The sequence below is a fragment of the Rhodococcus sp. D-46 genome (assembly GCF_011290655.1).
Classification (GTDB): domain Bacteria; phylum Actinomycetota; class Actinomycetes; order Mycobacteriales; family Mycobacteriaceae; genus Rhodococcus_F; species Rhodococcus_F qingshengii.
In genome coordinates, this window is sequence record NZ_JAANTF010000006.1 from 417,368 (window position 1) to 433,576 (window position 16,209).

Sequence of the window (16,209 nt, forward strand, 5' to 3'; positions counted from 1 at the left end):
TTCTTTGCTGCGGTGCACTATCTTCTTTTTGGACGTTCGATCAGGACGGGTCGACATCGGAGCGAATGAACTCCAAAGTGCCCGAGCACGTTCGACGCTTGGGCACTGTCGGACTTTGTTACCCGTCAGTCGGGGTGGGCTCAGGGTTTTCCTGGATGAATCGCAGATTGCAAACCCGTACGCTATCGCAATGGACTTGATGGTCTGGATCGTCACGACGCCATTTCTTGCAGCAGCACTGGCGGGCGTGATGCGACGAACGCTGGGGACGAGAGTCGGATGGCCGCGAACCCTTGCGGTCGCGGTGATAGCACTCTCGGTGGGGGTTCCACTGTCGGGATACGTCGCAACACTTGCAGGAATTGCCAGCCAGGACGATCAACTTCTGGTGAGCGTAGGAACAGCGCTCATATTCTTCGGAGTTGTCGCGCTCTGGGTGTTCGCAGCATGCCTGGCCGCATTGGTTTTCCTCGAAGTTGTCCTTCCAACAGGGTCCATCCCCGGACCGCCAGAAGCATTGCAGCGCAGCCGCAAATCGTGGCGACGAACCAAGCGATACGTCCAGATCATGGGCATCGTCGTGCGAGCGGGAGGCGGGCCCGCTCTCCGTGCTGGGCCATCAGCGCCTCAGTTCGGGGACGCGCTGGTGGAAGTAATCAACCGGTGCGGTGTCACTTTCGTCAAGCTGGGACAGATCCTCGGCACGCGAGACGACCTCATACCACCCGAGTTGGCTCGCACTCTCTCGTCTCTGCAAAGTTCGGCACGACCGGCTGATCCAGTCCGCATTGCGGAGCTACTGGCATCGGAACTCGGCGACGCACCAGAGTCGGTGTTCGCATGGTTCGATGTGGAGCCGTTCGCCGCCGCCTCTGTCGCACAGGTACATTCCGCGCGCACCGTTGAAGGCGTCGACGTTGTGGTGAAGGTTCAACGGCCCGAGGCGAGCGCACAAGTGAGCGTGGATTGCGATATCTTCCTTCGCGTGTCATCCCGCGCGGAGACCCGTTTTCCCTGGGCACGCGATATCGGCGTTCACCGACTCGCCGGGGGCCTCGTCACGTCACTGCTCGAGGAACTCGACTACCGCACCGAAGCAGCGAATACCGGCGCGATTGCTTCCACCATGTCGAACCGCCCGGATATCGTCGTTCCGCACATCTACCCCAACCTCAGTAGCGGACGGGTGCTCGTGATGGAACGTCTTCACGGCACACCGCTCTCCGACGGTGAGTCGGCGCTCACCGGCCTCGACCGCGACACCCGCAGCAGCATCGCCAACGAACTTCTTGCGTCGTTGCTCGACGGGATCTTTGTCCACGGCGTGTTTCACGCGGACCTGCACCCCGGCAACATCATGATCCTCGATGACGGCCGGGTCGGGCTCCTCGACTTCGGCGCAGTAGGGGTTCTGGACGGCGAGACACGGATCTTGTTCGCCGTGCTCCTCAACGCTGCCCTCGCAGGTGATCCGGTGGCGACAGTCGACGCGATGCTGATGGCATTCGACGTGCCGCCCGAAGTTGATCGCGGAGCACTACGTCACCAGGTGGGCCGAGAGATCACCCTGCTCAGTGTCCAACCCAATGTTTCCATGGCATCGTTCGCGCGAATGTTCACTGTGCTTCGCGAACACCGAATCGGAGTGCCGGGAGACGTCGCCGCCGCTTTCCGTTCGCTCGCGTCCTTGGAGCGCGCCCTGCGGCTCCTGGATCCGCAGATCGACCTCGTCGCTGCTGTTCGGGCCGAAGTACCCCGACTGTTGACCCATGTCGCCAGCCCGACTGCAGCCGCGCAGGCAATCCTGTCGACGACGGCGGTCACAACCGCGGTGGTCCGGCGCCTGCCTGGTCAGCTCGATCAGATCGCGACCTCGATCGCGTCGGGAAGCTTCACACTTCGCACTCGCTCGGTTGCACACCCCGACGACAGGCGATGGCTACGACGGTCGGCGAACAACGCCCTGGGTATGGCGGCGGGAGTGACCGCGCTGATCGTCGCGGCGATCCTGCTGTTCGTACCTGGCGGACCACAACTCACACCTCAGCTGTCGGGCTATGCACTCGCGAGTGCGGTACTGGGCTTCGTCGGCGTCGTTCTGTGCATGCGGACCGTGTTCCGTTTGTTCACACTCGACAACAGGTAACCGAGAACTGATTTTCATCGCTTGATCTCGATGTCGTCGAAGTCGAGCGCCAGGAGGGTCGGCCGCGAGAGAACGCGACTGCCTGGGCCCCGCGGGAGAACGCGCCGTCGAGTGGGAAAGGTGAGACCGTCGAACTGACGGTGATGGTCACAGTAGAGAGCAGCTTTCGCCCAGCTGCCTACCGGTTCGGCGACGAAGTCGTGACGGCGGATGAGGCCACCGTTGTCGACATAGAAGGTCTGCTGCCGGCAATGGGTGTCGATTTCTGGCGCAAATGTTGCTTGTACTCGTCGCCATTGCTGCCCGGATTCCTGCCAAGGTTCGGCTTCGGTGACAGTGATGTCGTCGCGGGCGAGCAGCGGCGGTGCGTTCAGATAGTTCCAAAAGGCGTAGCCGGCAAAGTAAGCGGAGTCGAGCGCGTCCCAGTGGAGGTTGCGCCGGACTCCACTCAACCCGAAAAACTCTGGACGTGGGTCGGTTCGCCTCCCGAGTTCTTCGCCGTCACGAGTTTCGATCCGCACGACGCCCTTGTCGAACACAGCGCACTCGCCGACACGCGGAAAGTCTTGGAGGACAGTGCGTTGCTCGGCGACTTCAACCTCGACCGTGAACTTCGCCAGCTTGTTGCCGGGGAAGCGCTGAGGCAGCAGACCGCCCAAACGTCCCCGTGCCGTGATCGCTGAAACAGACTGCCAACGTTCGACTCCGCCATGTGCGGTGAGGACTTCATCGAGTAGTTCGGTCATATGTCGACGCTCTCCGTCCCCTGACGGAACTGTGGAAATCAGCGATCAGACGGACGCGTAGTTGTAGTTGCGTTCCTCCCGCGGTACCACTGCCACCCCGCGGTGATGATGACAGCGCCGGCAAGGGACCCGAGGATGCCGCTCGGGCGCAATGATAATCCGTCGCCTGCAATCAAACTCACGAGCAATCCGCCGACCAGCGAACCACCGATTCCCGCGATGAACGCGAAGGTCCAGTCCACTCGTGCGGTCGTTTTCCCCAGAATCAGCTGGGCTCCCGCTCCGATGACGATCCCGAACAGGATTATTCCGATGATGAGCATGAGCTGAGACCCTTTCGTGGAGTGACGACGCAAGGCGCGAACGACTTACTCTGCGCCATCTTTCCGGTATGTCTCTTATGTCGTGGTGAAATCCGTGTGAAAGGTTGTCGCCACCCACTCCACACTGCTAGGACGACGCCAGTGTCGTCGCCCAGCGGTAGTCCGCCTTACCGGCCGGGGTCCTCTTGACTTCATCGACCAGCACGATCGTGCGCGGCACCTTGTAACCGGCCAACGTCTTACGGCAATGTTCCTGAACCGCTTCGAGAGTCAGCTCGTCGGATCCGGGGTAGGTCGCGATCACCGCTGCGACCTGCTGCCCCATGCGCGCGTCGGGTGCGGGGACGACAAGCGCGTCGGAGATCGCCGGATGCGCGTGAAGGGCAGCCTCGACCTCTTCGGCGAAAACCTTCTCGCCGCCGGTGTTAATGCACTGTGAGCCGCGGCCCAGGAAGGCAATCGTGCCGTCCGCTTCGACCTTGCCCATGTCGCCGAGCACCGAAAGACGGGTGCCGTCAGCGCGGGTCGGGAACGTGCGGGCGGTCTTCTCTTCGTCCTTGTAGTACCCGAGCGGGACGTTTCCGATACGCGCGATGTAGCCCACGTCGTCGGAGCCGGCGGGGATCTCTTCGAGCCGCTCGTCGACCAGGATCATGTTCGGCGAGGGTGGCATTCGCAGATTTCCCGCCTCATCGATGGAGAAGGCGCCGTCATTACCGGACTCCGAGGCTCCGAAGTTGTCCCGCAACAGCAGGTCCGGCTTCACCGCCAGCATGCGGTCTCGAACGCTGGTGGACCAGATCGCACCACCTGACGTGATCGAGAAGAGACTGCTGAAATCGACCTCGTCTTTGCGTCGTTCCATCTCGTCGACCAACGGCAGTCCCATGCCGTCACCGACGATCAGGATCACCTGTACCGAATCCTTCTCGATCGCTTCGACGACCTTCTCCGCAACGAATTCTCGTCGTAGAACCACGCGGGCACCGAGGGTGAGGAAGGTGAACAGCGAATACAACGCTGCGCCGTGCATGAGGGGGGCGGCAATGAGGAACGAGAGTTCCGGAAATTCCTTTGCAGCGCTGGCTATCTCGGCGAGGTCCTGTCGAGCTTCCTCGCCGTACGGATTTCCGCCGGAGAGCGGCTTACGGAAGAAGTCGTCGTGACGCCACATGACACCCTTCGGGTATCCGGTCGTCCCGCCGGTGTAGAGCAGGTACACGTCGTCGCCCGAACGAGAATCGAACTCCCCTACCGGTGACATCTCGCGAGCGTCGTCGAAGGAAACCACCGACACTTCATGCGCTTTCGCGGCAGCGACCAGTTCGGCCTCGACCTCGCCGATCACGATCACCGTCTTCACCTTCGGGCATGCACCGAAAAGGGAAGCAAGGACACGCTGATGCTCGAGGAGTTCCACGACCACTGCGACCGAGTCGGAGTTGGTGAAGATGTACTCGAGCTCGGCGGGCGTGTACCGGTAGTTCACGTTGATCGGGACCGCACGGATCTTGATCAACCCGAGGATCGACGTGACATGTTCGACGCTGTTCTTCAGGAACAGGGCTACATGATCGCCGCGCGAGATGCCGGCTTGCGCGAGCAGGTTGGCCGTTCGGTTGGCTTCCGCGTCCAGCTCAGCGTAGGAGAAGTTCTCTCCCTCGTAAGTCAAGGCGACGCGATCAGGCACCGAGCTGGCGACGGTTTCGAATACATCAGCGAGGTTGAACTGCATCGTCTTCCCTTTCAGAGTCTGCGCCGCGATACCGAGGCATACAACCCTGAATCTAGAACACGTTCCATGTCACCCGAGGCAAAACGGAGCGATTAGCTGACCATTACCTGGACCTGACCTTGATCGGCGCAGCGACGGCCGAGCCCGCACCGCCCGACACCCATTCGGCGAGCAAGGTCTGCCACGACCCGCAATGGCAGCGCAGGTAGGTGACCGTCCCCTCGCTGGTCCGATGCCGAGATTCGATCTCCCAGCGGTGGATGCAACTTATCGGCGCGAAATCTGTTTTCTTCATACGACGAGCATGATGTAATGGCATTGTGCATCTCAACCCTTACGGCGAATATGCGGTGACGCTGGCCGCCGACCTGGCCAATCGAAATCCCGAGACCTTGGCCGAACTCGTCGAACGCTGCGTCGACGCAGGCATCATTCTCGATTTCCCCATCGCCGAGAAGGACCTCGACGAGACCCTCGACCTTCTGATCGAGTGGTCGAAAATCGTCGACGTCACGGAGGAGGCTGCCCGCGCCGAGTTGGTGAACGTCATGCTCGAGCAAGCGTCGGCGTATCCGCGAATGACCAACCACGCCAACGACGGGTGGCATCTGCACTACCGCGATCCCCAACAGTCGCTCGCCGAGGTCCTCAAGGCACTCTTCTCGGTAGGCACGGCGCTGCACCTCGTCGGCCGCGGAATGCACAGATTAGGTCGGTGCACCCTGGACGAGTGCACCAACATCTACGCGGACACCTCACGCAACGGCAATCAGCGGTACTGCTCCCCCACGTGTGCAAATCGCGACGCGGTGCGACGCCACCGCGCGCGCAAGTGAGCCGGACCGACTACGACGTGGGACCCACTACCTCGAAGTCCGAGCCACCTTGGTAGTCGAACTGGAAGCTGCCGCCGCTGCTTCCCGAGCTGATTCGATTCCACGCGTCGATCAAGTCCTGGACCGTGTTGTATCCCAGGTCCTGCAAAGAACCTGAGAGACTTCCGGTTCCGGCGCCCTCGAACCAGCCGCCGACCACAACGGCCTGCGGAATCGCGATAGTGGGGTTGGTCGGATCGAGCAGTCGAACGCACGCTCCCGCAACGGCGTACACCCCGGCCGGCAGATTCCCGACGGTCCGCGTGATCGTCTGCCCAGGCGAAACGGCAAACAGATCGAGGATGTTGCTGACGGTCGGATACACCAACACGCCGGGCTGGAGCAGCTTTGCCGGATCGCGGATCACGTCGGGGACATCCCTGGCGTTGAGGATCGCCACTGTGCAGTTGATGAAGCTGAACCGCGGGTTCGGATTGGTGATGGTGAAGGTGATCGCATTGTCCGCTGCGCTCACCGACACCGGAGGCGGGAGAATCGCCGGTGCTGCCGACGCCGTCGCCGGAGTCATGACAACCAGTCCCACGACGGCGGCCGACGCCGCGACAATGCTTCCGAGAGCGCGTTTGAATCCACGACTTCGCATTTCCGAACCTCCAGGCAAGTCGGTCAGATCACCAGATGCCTGAAGAATAGACCGCTCAGTCGGAAAATTGGGGAGACAGACGGTGAGCTACCCGAAAAGTCCTTCGAGGCTGCCGCTGCCAAACAGGTCGCTCAGGCTTCCGGTATTGATGCCGCTGAACGGTCCACCGATGACAACGAGGCTCGGCACGCCAGGAACAGGCTTACCCAACGTCTCCAGATCGAGAAGATCGGAGCAGGCACCGAGCACGGCGTAGGTTCCGTCCGGAACATCGGTCACGGTGTTGGTGACCGTCTGCCCCTTACCGACGGCGAACAGTGAGGACGGGTCGGTGATCTTGGGGTACACCACAAGGTTCGGATCGAGCAGCTTGAGCGGATCATCAAGCACGGCAGCAGAATCCGCGGCGTTGACGACAAACGCCTGGCACAACGGGGCAATGCCCGTGTTGTTGTTCGTGATCGTCAGTGCCAGATCGTTTCCGGTCACCTTGTACGAGACGACCGGCGGGACCACCTCGGCCGACGCAGTTGCAGGATTGACCATCGCGACGCCTGCCGCGGTTGCAGCGGCGACTGCCACGGTTCCCACGACGCGACGTACTCCACTCGTGCCCAGCTTCATCGAGGATCCTTTCGTACTGCGCCTTGAGTTCGGCAACAGTGCGCAGCCTAGAACGGATCTACTGACCGAATTGCGTGAATAGTCCCGGAGGGAGGCCGTGCCCGAAAGATCGGGACAAACGTCCCCTTCTCGAAGAGCTCGCTGTTCGACTCAGTTCCCACTGGAGACGAAGGGCGTTCGCACCGGTCCGCCGACCGAACCGTGCGGTGCTACCATTCCACGCTTTTCGAGGATCGGACGCACGCCCTCACCGAACTGATACGCCTCTTCGAGATGGGGATAGCCCGACAATACGAAGTGATCCAGACCGATCGCCGCGTACTCGGCAATCCGATCAGCCACTTCTTGGTGCGAACCGACCAATGCGGTGCCTGCACCCCCTCGCACCAATCCGACGACGGTCCACAGGTTCGGCGCAATCTCCAGCGACCTCGCTCCGACGCCCTCCTTGTAAGCCGAACCGCCGCCGTGCAATTCGAGCATTCGACGCTGACCTTCGGAGCCGGATCGCGCAAGACTCGCCTGAGCCTGCTCGACGGTCGCCGGATCGAGCGCACTGAGCAGCCGATCCGCTTCTGCCCATGCCTGTTCCGAGGTGTCCCGGCTGATGACATGCAGACGGATTCCGTAGTCGAGGTGACGACCTTGGACTTCCGCGAGGTCGCGGATCCAGGCGATCTTGGCGGCAACAGCGGACGGCGTCTCACCCCACGTGAGATACGTATCCGCGTAACGCGATGCGACGGTTCCGGCCGCCGGCGACGATCCGCCGAAGAAGATGGGCGGTACCGGATCCGGAATACGCTGCAGCGTAGCCTTTTCCACGTTGACGTACTCGCCGGAGAAATCAACCGGACCGTTACCGGACCACAACTGGCGGATCACGTCGAGGAACTCGCCGCATCGTGCGTACCGTTGGTTCTTGTCGAGGAAGTCACCGAACGTGCGCTGCTCGTGGTCCTCCCCGCCGGTCACGACGTTGAGCAGCAGACGACCGCCCGACTGCCATTGGAAGGTTGCGGCCATCTGGGCGGCCAGCGTCGGGCTGAGCAATCCCGGTCGCAGAGCAACCAGAAACTTGAGCGTCTCGGTGGTCTCGAGCATCATCGCAGTCGTCAGCCATGCGTCTTCGCACCACGCGCCGGTCGGCGTGAGGACGGCCTCGAAGCCGTTCGTCTCGGCGGCCGCGCCGATCTGATTCAGGTATTTCAGCGTCGCCGGACGATCACCGGACATCGAGCTGCCGTGCCCACCCGCCATCAGATTCCGGGAATCACCGTAAGTAGGCAAGAACCAGTGGAAGCGCAGTGACACGGTGATTCCTTTCGTCGACGAACAGGCAGAACTCTTCTGTCATTACAACCACAGTCCACCTCGAAGAACAGGGTTGAAATCACCCTGATCGCTACGGGTGCCCACTTTCGGCTCCGGCGATACCTTCGTGAATTTGCACCGCGACCCGGGGGCTCCGATGACCACGTTTGCCGAAGTCGAGCACAATTCACCGTTCTCGAACGAGACCGACGACGAGCGGCGATCCAGACTGAGAACCGTCGTCGCCGCGAGCCTGCTCGGCACGACGGTCGAGTGGTACGACTTCTTCCTCTACGCGACGGCCGCGAGCCTCGTCTTCAACCAACTGTTCTTCCCCAACCAGAGTTCCTTTGTCGGGACCATGCTTTCTTTTGCGACCTTCGCGGTCGGCTTTCTCGTTCGCCCCATCGGCGGAGTGGTGTTCGGTCACATCGGCGATCGCATCGGGCGCAAGAAAACGCTTGCCCTCACGATGTTCATCATGGGTATCGCGACGGCGCTCATGGGTGTCCTTCCGACCGCAGCTCAAATCGGGGTCGTTGCACCGATTCTGCTTCTGCTGCTTCGTATCCTGCAGGGATTTGCTCTCGGTGGTGAGTGGGCCGGAGCCGTTCTTCTGGCGGTCGAACACAGTCCGGAGAAGAAGCGCGGGCTGTTCGGCAGCATCCCGCAGATCGGACTGGCTCTCGGCTTGGCTTTGGGCACAGGAATGTTCGCACTACTTCAAACGGTCTTCGACGACGAACAGTTTCTCCGTTTCGGCTGGCGCATAGCCTTTGTTCTGAGCTTGGTACTCGTGATCGTGGGGTTGGTGGTCCGTTTGAAGGTCGACGAGACGCCGGCATTTCAGGCCGTTCGCGACCTCGAACAGCGCTCATCCGCCCCGCTCAGGGAAGTCTTTCAAGGAAGAGTCGCGCGAAACACCGTACTGGGCATGCTGTCTCGCTGGGGCGAGGGCGCCGCGTTCAACACCTGGGGCGTCTTTGCAATCACGTATGCAACCAAGACTCTGCATTTCGAAAAGGTTCCGGTACTTCTTGTGGTCACCGTGGCCGCAGTAGTGATGGCGATCTTGCTGCCGTTTTCCGGTTCACTCGCTGATCGGTTCGGCCCGCAACGGGTCTACATCGTGGGCATCGCCGCGTACGGCCTCGCGATCTTCCCCGCCTTCGCACTGTTCGGTACCGAGAATCTCCTGCTCTTCGGAGTCGCGATGGTCGTGGTCTTCGGAGTGATTCATGCCTTGTTCTACGGCGCCCAGGGAACGCTGTATGCGAGCCTCTACCCCACAGAAATCCGGTACACCGGGTTGTCGGTCGTCTACCAGTTCTCTGGTATCTACGCCTCCGGCGTCACACCTCTGATCCTTACTGCACTGATCGGCGCCACCGGCGGTTCACCGTGGCTGGCCTGTGGATATCTGGTGGCTACCTCGGCGATCAGCGTCGTCGCCACTGCGGCGATCAGGAAGCGTGATCTGCATCTGTAGCGATCACATCTGAATATTCACCTCTCTTGCACATTTACTAGATATGCATAGAAATACCTGCGAAGAAGAACAGATCGAGATACGCCTGCGCATCGGATACATCGGTGTATCGTTTGGGGTCCCACCCTGACGGAGGCGCCGATGACGACTGGAACGGACAACTCTCCGGCCAAGCGTGTCACCAAACGCCGTGGTCAGACCCGGCAGCGCCTGCTCGACGCGGCTGCAGATGTCTTCTCCGAATCCGGGTTCGGGCACGCCACGGTCGAGCAGATCTGCGAACGCGCCGGATACTCCCGAGGCGCGTTCTACTCCAACTTCGATTCACTCGACGAATTGTTCTTCGCGATGTGGGAGCAGCGATCTGCATCAATGCTCGCCGATCTACGGCTGGCGACGGAGTCGATCACCGCCGGCAACACCGTCGACATCCATGCCGCTGTCGCCCGGATCGTGGCGGTGGTTCCGGTCGACCCCCAGTGGTACCGGATCAACGCGGAATTCACAGCCCACGCGCTCCGTAACCCGGCACTTCGCAAAGCCCTTGCCGACCGTGAAGACGCGATCCTTCGCACCCTGTTGCCCATCGTGGAGTCCGCACTCAGCGATGTCGGGCGAACAATCGTCGGCGACCCGACGGCGTTGGGACGGGCATTGGTTGCAGTGCACGACGGCACCAGCGTGCAGTGCCTCGTCGATACCGACACCAACGCCGCCTTTGCACTGCGCCGCGATATCTTCACTCGAATTCTGCTGTCCTACAGCGAAATAATCCAGAACAACCAATCGGAAGAGGAGTTGTCGTGAGCGAACAAGCTGACGTCATCGTTGTCGGGGCAGGGCTGGCGGGACTGGTCGCCACCTACGAACTGACGCGCGCGGGCCGCAAAGTCCTTGTCGTGGAACAGGAGAACGCTGCCAACCTCGGCGCGCAGGCATTTTGGTCTCTCGGCGGACTCTTCCTCGTGAACAGCCCCGAACAACGCCGACTCGGCATCAAGGACTCCCTCGAGTTGGCGATGCAGGACTGGATGGGCACAGCGGGATTCGACCGCGACCGCGAAGATCACTGGCCGCGTCAGTGGGCCAAGGCGTACGTCGAGTTCGCGGCCGGCGACAAGCGTCAGTACCTGCACGATCTGGGGCTTCGCCTGATGCCGAATGTCGGCTGGGCCGAACGCGGCCGCGGAATGGCTCTTGGACACGGCAATTCGGTGCCGCGCTTCCACCTCACCTGGGGAACCGGCCCCGGCGTGGTCGATGTCTTTCTGACCAAGGTGATTGCGGCCCAGAAGCGCGGACTGGTCACGTTCAAGCACCGCCACCAGGTGGATCAGTTGGTGGTCACCGACGGCGCGGTCACCGGTGTACGAGGAACCGTCCTCGAACCTTCCAGTGATCTGCGCGGCGTGAAGAGCTCACGCACTCCCGTCGGCGAGTTCGAGTTCGCCGCACAGGCCGTCGTGGTCACCTCCGGTGGAATCGGCGGCAACTACGAACTGGTGAAGAAGAACTGGCCCGAGCGACTCGGCAAGGCACCCAAGCACATGCTGACGGGAGTACCGGCGCACGTCGACGGGCGCATGCTTGAAATCACCGAATCCGCGGGCGGAAACATCGTGAACCGCGACCGCATGTGGCACTACACCGAAGGCATCCAGAACTGGAATCCCATCTGGCCGAACCACGGAATCCGAATCATTCCCGGACCGTCCTCGATGTGGTTCGACGCCACCGGCAAGCGTCTGCCGGTCCCCAACTTCCCGGGCTTCGACACGATGGGAACCTTCAAGTACATCCTGGACAGCGGCCACGAGTACACGTGGTTCATCCTCGACCAGAAGATCATCGAGAAGGAGTTCGCACTCTCGGGATCGGAACAGAACCCGGACTTCACCAACCGCGACTTCAAGCTCCTCCTCGAACGAATCAAGAAGGGCGCGCCGGGACCGGTCGAGGCGTTCAAGCAGAAGGGCGCCGACTTCGTTGTGCGCAACAACCTTCGTGATCTGGTCGACGGCATGAACGCCCTCACTGACGAACCGCTCCTCGACTACGAGGACATCGAGCGCGAGATGATCGCCCGCGACCGCGAAGTCGACAACAAGTACAGCAAAGACTTCCAGGTCACCGCCATCCACGGTGCCCGTAATCTGTTGGCAGACAAGATCGTGCGCGTCGTTGCACCGCACAAGATCCTGGACCCCAAGAACGGCCCACTGATCGCGGTCCGGTTGCACCTGCTCACACGCAAGACTCTCGGCGGCTTGGAAACCAACCTGGATTCGCAGGTCATCAAGGCCGACGGCAGTGTCTTCGACGGCCTGTACGCAGCCGGTGAAGTCGCGGGCTTCGGCGGCGGCGGAGTCCACGGTTACAGCGCACTCGAGGGGACCTTCCTCGGCGGCTGCATCTTCTCGGGCCGCGCAGCCGGACGAGCATTGGCGCGCGACCTGTAGCCCCGAAATCAGGCGAGCGAATGCGTGACCAGAATGTGGTGGGCACGCATTCGCCGCGCCTCGTGCACGGATTGATGGTGGTGATGGTGCGTCGGCCCGCGCGCGTGGCGGACCAGATCGTGAACAGTTCGGATGACGGTCGGCATTGCGACCCTCCCTCAGGAGATGGCGACTGCTGTTGTCGGTGAAATCACTGTCTGGACACCGCCACTCGCGCCACCTCCTCCGGATCGATCAGGTGGGTATGGTCGTCGTCACCGACATCGATCTGCACGACGTCGATACGGCAGTTGAATGTGGTTGCGCCACTGTAATCAACACTGACAGGCATGCCGTAGTCGTCACCGATATCGGTGGTCTCGTCCGCGGAGAACACCATCGGTTGAGTCTGCTCGACGCGACCCGAGCCCACTTCGCGACCGTCGTGATAGATCGTGACCCCGCCACCTCTCGCGAGACCACCTCCGTCGTAGGCGAACTCAGCCCTGATCTGGTGGGATCCTGCCGGAATGTCTTCGTCAGAGCCGATGACGAACTCGGTCATGCCCAGTAAGTTGTAGACGAATTTGGCGCGACCTTCCCGCGCGTAGAGTGCCCAGCCCCCGAACCTGCCTCCCTGCGCGATCATCACACCGTTTGCTGTGATGCCATCCGCGACGTCGACAGCTGCTGTCACACTGAACGATCGGTTCTTGATGCTCAGCACGCTGTGCTCGCTCAGTCGCTTCATTCCGGGAAACAGAACCTGTCTGTTCCCCGACACCAACTGCGGGCGCCCCGCGATGTGAGGGTTGAACCTCTCGAATCTTCGGTCGTCGATGGGGAGCACGTTGTACTTGACCGCTTCGATCAACCACAAACGTTGCAGTGCAGCGAGTTTCTCCGGCATCTGGGCCGCCAAATCTTTGGACTGCGTCCAATCCTGTGACCCGTCGTAGAGTTCCCAGACGTCGTCGTCGAGAGCGGGGAGTACCTCCGCGAACAGCCACGGAGTGCTGTGCCTGGTGACCGCACTCCAACCCTTGTAATAGATACCGCGATTGCCGGCCATCTCGAAGTACTGCAGATCGTGGCGTTCCGGGGCTTCGGCGTCGTCGAAGGTGTAGACCATGCTGGTCCCCTCGACGGGCGATTGCTGGACGCCGTTGACAAAAGTCGGTTCCGGTAGTTTCGCGGCTTCGAGGATCGTCGGTGCAACGTCGATGACGTGGGTGAACTGCGACCGCGTCTCCCCCTTGGTCCGAATCCCTGCAGGCCAGTGCACGATCGTCCCGTTACGGGTGCCACCCCAGTGTGACGCAACCTGTTTCGTCCACTGATACGGCGTACACATTGCCCACGCCCACCCCACGGAATAGTGGTTGTACGCGTCCTTGGTGCCGAACTTGTCTTTCACTTCCGCCATGAACTCCGGCGTCTCGATGGCGGCGAGTCCGTTGAAGTTGGCCATCTCGTTGAAGGCCCCGTTGATAGTCCCCTCTGCGGATGCTCCGTTGTCGCCGATGATGTAGTACACGAGGGTGTTGTCGAGAGCCCCGAATTCTTCGATCGCATCGACAAGCCGGCCGACATGAAAGTCGGTGTGTTCGAGAAATCCTGCATAGACTTCCATTTGGCGTTCGAGGACAGGCTTCAATTCCTCACTCATGTCCTCCCACGCCGGAATGGCCTCAGGGCGCGGGGTGAGAACCGCATCCGCGGGAACGACTCCCCGCTGCTTCTGCTGCTCGAGAATCGACTCGCGTTGAGCATCCCAACCTCCTGCGAACCGCCCCTCGTACTTGTCGGCCCACTCCTTCGGAACATGGTGCGGCGCATGGGTAGCGCCGGGAGCGAAATAGACGAAGAACGGCTTGTCCGGAGCCAAGGACTTCTGCATGCGAACCCAGTCGATCGCGTGATCGGCAAGGTCTTCGGTGAGGTGATAACCCTCCTCCGGTGTCTTGTCCGGCTCGACAGGCGCGACGCCCTCGTACAGAGCCGGGTAATACTGGTTGTTCTCCCCGCCGATGAATCCGTAGAAGTGCTCGAACCCGCCTTCTCCCGTCGGCCACGATGTGAACGGTCCCACCGGGGATGTTTGCCACGGCGGAACCTCGTGACACTTGCCGAACTGCGCCGTCGAGTATCCGTTGAGTTTCAACGTCATCGGCAGTGCGGCTTTGGTATTCGGCCGCAGGCCGGAAAGACCAGGAGCCGAGGTAGCGGTTTCGGTGATCGATCCCATGCCGACCGAATGATGGTTGCGCCCGCTCAGAAGAGCGGCGCGGGTCGGAGCACACAGTGCCGTCGTGTGAAACCGCGTGTACGTGAGCCCATTACTTTGCAATCGCTCAGCAGTCGGTGTGTCCGCTGGTCCTCCGAAGGCACTGCTCGCGCCATATCCCACGTCGTCCAACAGGACCACCAGAACATTGGGTGCGCCGGCCGGCGGTAGTAGCGGAGTGATCGGCGGAAACTCGGTGTCCGGATCCTTCGCGTCGTACGTCACCAGACCAAGATGTTGTCGATCCGGAATCGGTAGTACGGCGCGGCTCTGGTCTGTCGGATCCGTCATGACGTCTCGCCTTCTGTCTCTCACATGGCTCTTTCAAGCGTTTCAGGATCACGACGACGTCGACATCATCCGTTTCGGGTGAAGGCGCACCATTGCCGCAGCGTGGAGGCTTGAAGTGTGGATCAGCCCGGACGTTTCGCTCCCACCCCGATCGGGCATGCCTTCCTCGTCCCCCGGCGCCGTGTACGTGCAGGCCTGACCCAGATCCTGTGCGTCGTCGTGGGACTGGCTGCCGGACTGGGGATGCCGTATGTCCGGAGCGGCCCGATGATTCCCGCCCGTCAGGTCAGCGAGATGCTCGTTGCCCTCGGACTGGGGTTACTGGGTGTAGTGGCAGTGATCTTCTCGCTGCTGTTCCTCGTCGTCCAGTGGGCCGCGACCACCTTCACTCCTCGCTTGTTGTTGTTCCGCGACGACCCCATCGTGTGGCGGACGTTTGCCTTCGCGATAGGCCAGTCGGTTTTCGACATCACGGCGGCGCTCGCCATCAGCAACGAAACGGACGTGTCGGTGATCGTGCCCAGCCTCGCAGTGCTGGCGCTCTTGGCGACGCTGACGCTGATCAGGCTGCTCCAGCTGCGCGCATTCTCGGCCATCCAGTTGGCTCCTGTACTGACCACGATCTCGAGTCGTGGCCGAGCAGTCTTCGCCGCCGTGTACCCCACCACTGATCTGGAGTTGCTTCCTCTACCAACACTTCCGGTGATCACGACAATCGAGTGGCATCGACCGCCGGCCGTTCTGCAGCAGATCCTCGTCGAAGATCTGCTGCAGAACGCTCGGAACTGCCGATCCATGGTGGTCCTCCGAGTGTCGCCGGGTAGCACGCTGCGAGACGGATTGCCGCTCGCCGACGTCTACGGCGGACCCATGCCCGCCAACACGATCCTTGACGCCTTGGTCAGTGGGAGTGAGCGGACCTTCACCCAGGACCCCCTACTCGCGATTCGGTTGTTGGCTGACATCGCGCTCAGAGCGCTCTCACCCGCTATCAACGATCCTGCGACGGCCGTGCAGGCTCTGGACGAGATCGAGGACCTCCTCTCTCTGGTGGCCTCCGTACGCGCAGATTCGATCCGGGCCGTCGACGAGCGTGGTGATCTGCGTGTGGTGATTCCACTGCCCGACTTCACGAGCTTCGTCAGAACCGGACTGGACGACGTCATAGCCTCGGCATCGAACTCGCCACTCGTTCTGGGCCGACTTCGCGACCTACTTTCGCACGTCGCCGCCCAATCGGAGTCTCGGAACCGCGATATTCTCGCCAAACGCGCTCGCTGGATTGATCAGCTGTCACAAGGCTTCCCGCGACTCGAACCCCCGTTGTGAACCCGTAC

The 16,209-nt window shown here is 61.5% G+C and carries 15 protein-coding genes; 6 read left to right on the forward strand and 9 right to left on the reverse strand.

Features of this window, described 5'->3' with window-relative positions:
* The first annotated feature begins 190 nt into the window (after positions 1-190).
* Positions 191-2,146 carry an AarF/UbiB family protein gene (locus G9U53_RS17750; RefSeq protein ID WP_223304585.1) on the forward strand — a complete coding sequence of 652 codons (1,956 nt, stop codon included), beginning with the start codon at positions 191-193 and terminating at the stop codon, positions 2,144-2,146.
* 14 nt (positions 2,147-2,160) lie between these two features.
* Here the strand turns inward: G9U53_RS17750 and G9U53_RS17755 are convergent, their stop codons facing one another.
* The 4 genes from G9U53_RS17755 to G9U53_RS17770 all read right to left on the reverse strand — a co-directional run bounded on the left by G9U53_RS17755 (position 2,161) and on the right by G9U53_RS17770 (position 5,245).
* Entirely contained in the window at positions 2,161-2,892 is a 732-nt protein-coding gene (locus G9U53_RS17755; protein WP_165638975.1) for a hypothetical protein, read from the reverse strand.
* A gap of 38 nt (positions 2,893-2,930) precedes the next feature.
* Positions 2,931-3,215, reverse strand: coding sequence for a hypothetical protein (locus G9U53_RS17760; protein WP_165638976.1), 285 nt, complete (start codon positions 3,213-3,215; stop codon positions 2,931-2,933).
* A gap of 127 nt (positions 3,216-3,342) precedes the next feature.
* Positions 3,343-4,950, reverse strand: a complete 1,608-nt coding sequence (locus tag G9U53_RS17765; RefSeq protein ID WP_165638977.1) for an AMP-binding protein — start codon at positions 4,948-4,950, stop codon at positions 3,343-3,345.
* A gap of 103 nt (positions 4,951-5,053) precedes the next feature.
* A complete protein-coding gene (locus tag G9U53_RS17770) occupies positions 5,054-5,245 on the reverse strand; it encodes a hypothetical protein (RefSeq protein WP_039973125.1) in 192 nt (63 codons plus the stop codon).
* Positions 5,246-5,270: 25 nt separating this feature from the next.
* Here G9U53_RS17770 and G9U53_RS17775 point away from each other — a divergent pair, with 25 nt between their 5' ends.
* Complete coding sequence (locus G9U53_RS17775) at positions 5,271-5,786, forward strand: CGNR zinc finger domain-containing protein (protein WP_003940315.1); 516 nt, start codon at positions 5,271-5,273, stop codon at positions 5,784-5,786.
* A gap of 10 nt (positions 5,787-5,796) precedes the next feature.
* Here G9U53_RS17775 and G9U53_RS17780 read toward each other — a convergent pair whose 3' ends face one another.
* The 3 genes from G9U53_RS17780 to G9U53_RS17790 all read right to left on the reverse strand — a co-directional run bounded on the left by G9U53_RS17780 (position 5,797) and on the right by G9U53_RS17790 (position 8,367).
* Positions 5,797-6,429 (reverse strand): hypothetical protein, encoded by a 633-nt coding sequence (locus G9U53_RS17780; RefSeq protein ID WP_165638978.1) that lies wholly within the window; start codon positions 6,427-6,429, stop codon positions 5,797-5,799.
* Positions 6,430-6,516: 87 nt separating this feature from the next.
* A complete protein-coding gene (locus G9U53_RS17785; protein ID WP_007729952.1) occupies positions 6,517-7,053 on the reverse strand; it encodes a hypothetical protein in 537 nt (178 codons plus the stop codon).
* A 150-nt stretch (positions 7,054-7,203) separates the two neighbouring features.
* On the reverse strand, positions 7,204-8,367 hold the full coding sequence (locus G9U53_RS17790) for an LLM class flavin-dependent oxidoreductase (RefSeq protein ID WP_165638979.1): 1,164 nt from the start codon (positions 8,365-8,367) through the stop codon (positions 7,204-7,206).
* Between the two features lie 157 nt (positions 8,368-8,524).
* Here G9U53_RS17790 and G9U53_RS17795 point away from each other — a divergent pair, with 157 nt between their 5' ends.
* The 3 genes from G9U53_RS17795 (at position 8,525) to G9U53_RS17805 (ending at position 12,315) form a co-directional block, all read left to right on the forward strand.
* Positions 8,525-9,856, forward strand: coding sequence for an MFS transporter (locus tag G9U53_RS17795; protein WP_064444197.1), 1,332 nt, complete (start codon positions 8,525-8,527; stop codon positions 9,854-9,856).
* 141 nt (positions 9,857-9,997) lie between these two features.
* Positions 9,998-10,663 carry a TetR/AcrR family transcriptional regulator gene (locus tag G9U53_RS17800; protein ID WP_065454946.1) on the forward strand — a complete coding sequence of 222 codons (666 nt, stop codon included), beginning with the start codon at positions 9,998-10,000 and terminating at the stop codon, positions 10,661-10,663.
* Positions 10,660-12,315, forward strand: a complete 1,656-nt coding sequence (locus G9U53_RS17805; RefSeq protein ID WP_007729934.1) for an FAD-binding dehydrogenase — start codon at positions 10,660-10,662, stop codon at positions 12,313-12,315. Before G9U53_RS17800 ends, G9U53_RS17805 begins: the two co-directional genes overlap by 4 nt.
* Before the next feature lie 8 nt (positions 12,316-12,323).
* On the opposite strand, the gene G9U53_RS17810 is transcribed toward G9U53_RS17805, so the two are convergent.
* Together G9U53_RS17810 and G9U53_RS17815 are read right to left on the reverse strand one after the other, a co-directional pair.
* A complete protein-coding gene (locus G9U53_RS17810) occupies positions 12,324-12,461 on the reverse strand; it encodes a hypothetical protein (protein ID WP_153211511.1) in 138 nt (45 codons plus the stop codon).
* A 44-nt stretch (positions 12,462-12,505) separates the two neighbouring features.
* On the reverse strand, positions 12,506-14,872 hold the full coding sequence (locus tag G9U53_RS17815) for an arylsulfatase (protein WP_165638980.1): 2,367 nt from the start codon (positions 14,870-14,872) through the stop codon (positions 12,506-12,508).
* 117 nt (positions 14,873-14,989) lie between these two features.
* On the opposite strand from G9U53_RS17815, the gene G9U53_RS17820 reads away from it, so the two are divergent.
* Complete coding sequence (locus G9U53_RS17820; protein ID WP_165638981.1) at positions 14,990-16,201, forward strand: DUF2254 family protein; 1,212 nt, start codon at positions 14,990-14,992, stop codon at positions 16,199-16,201.
* Positions 16,202-16,209: the final 8 nt, after the last annotated feature.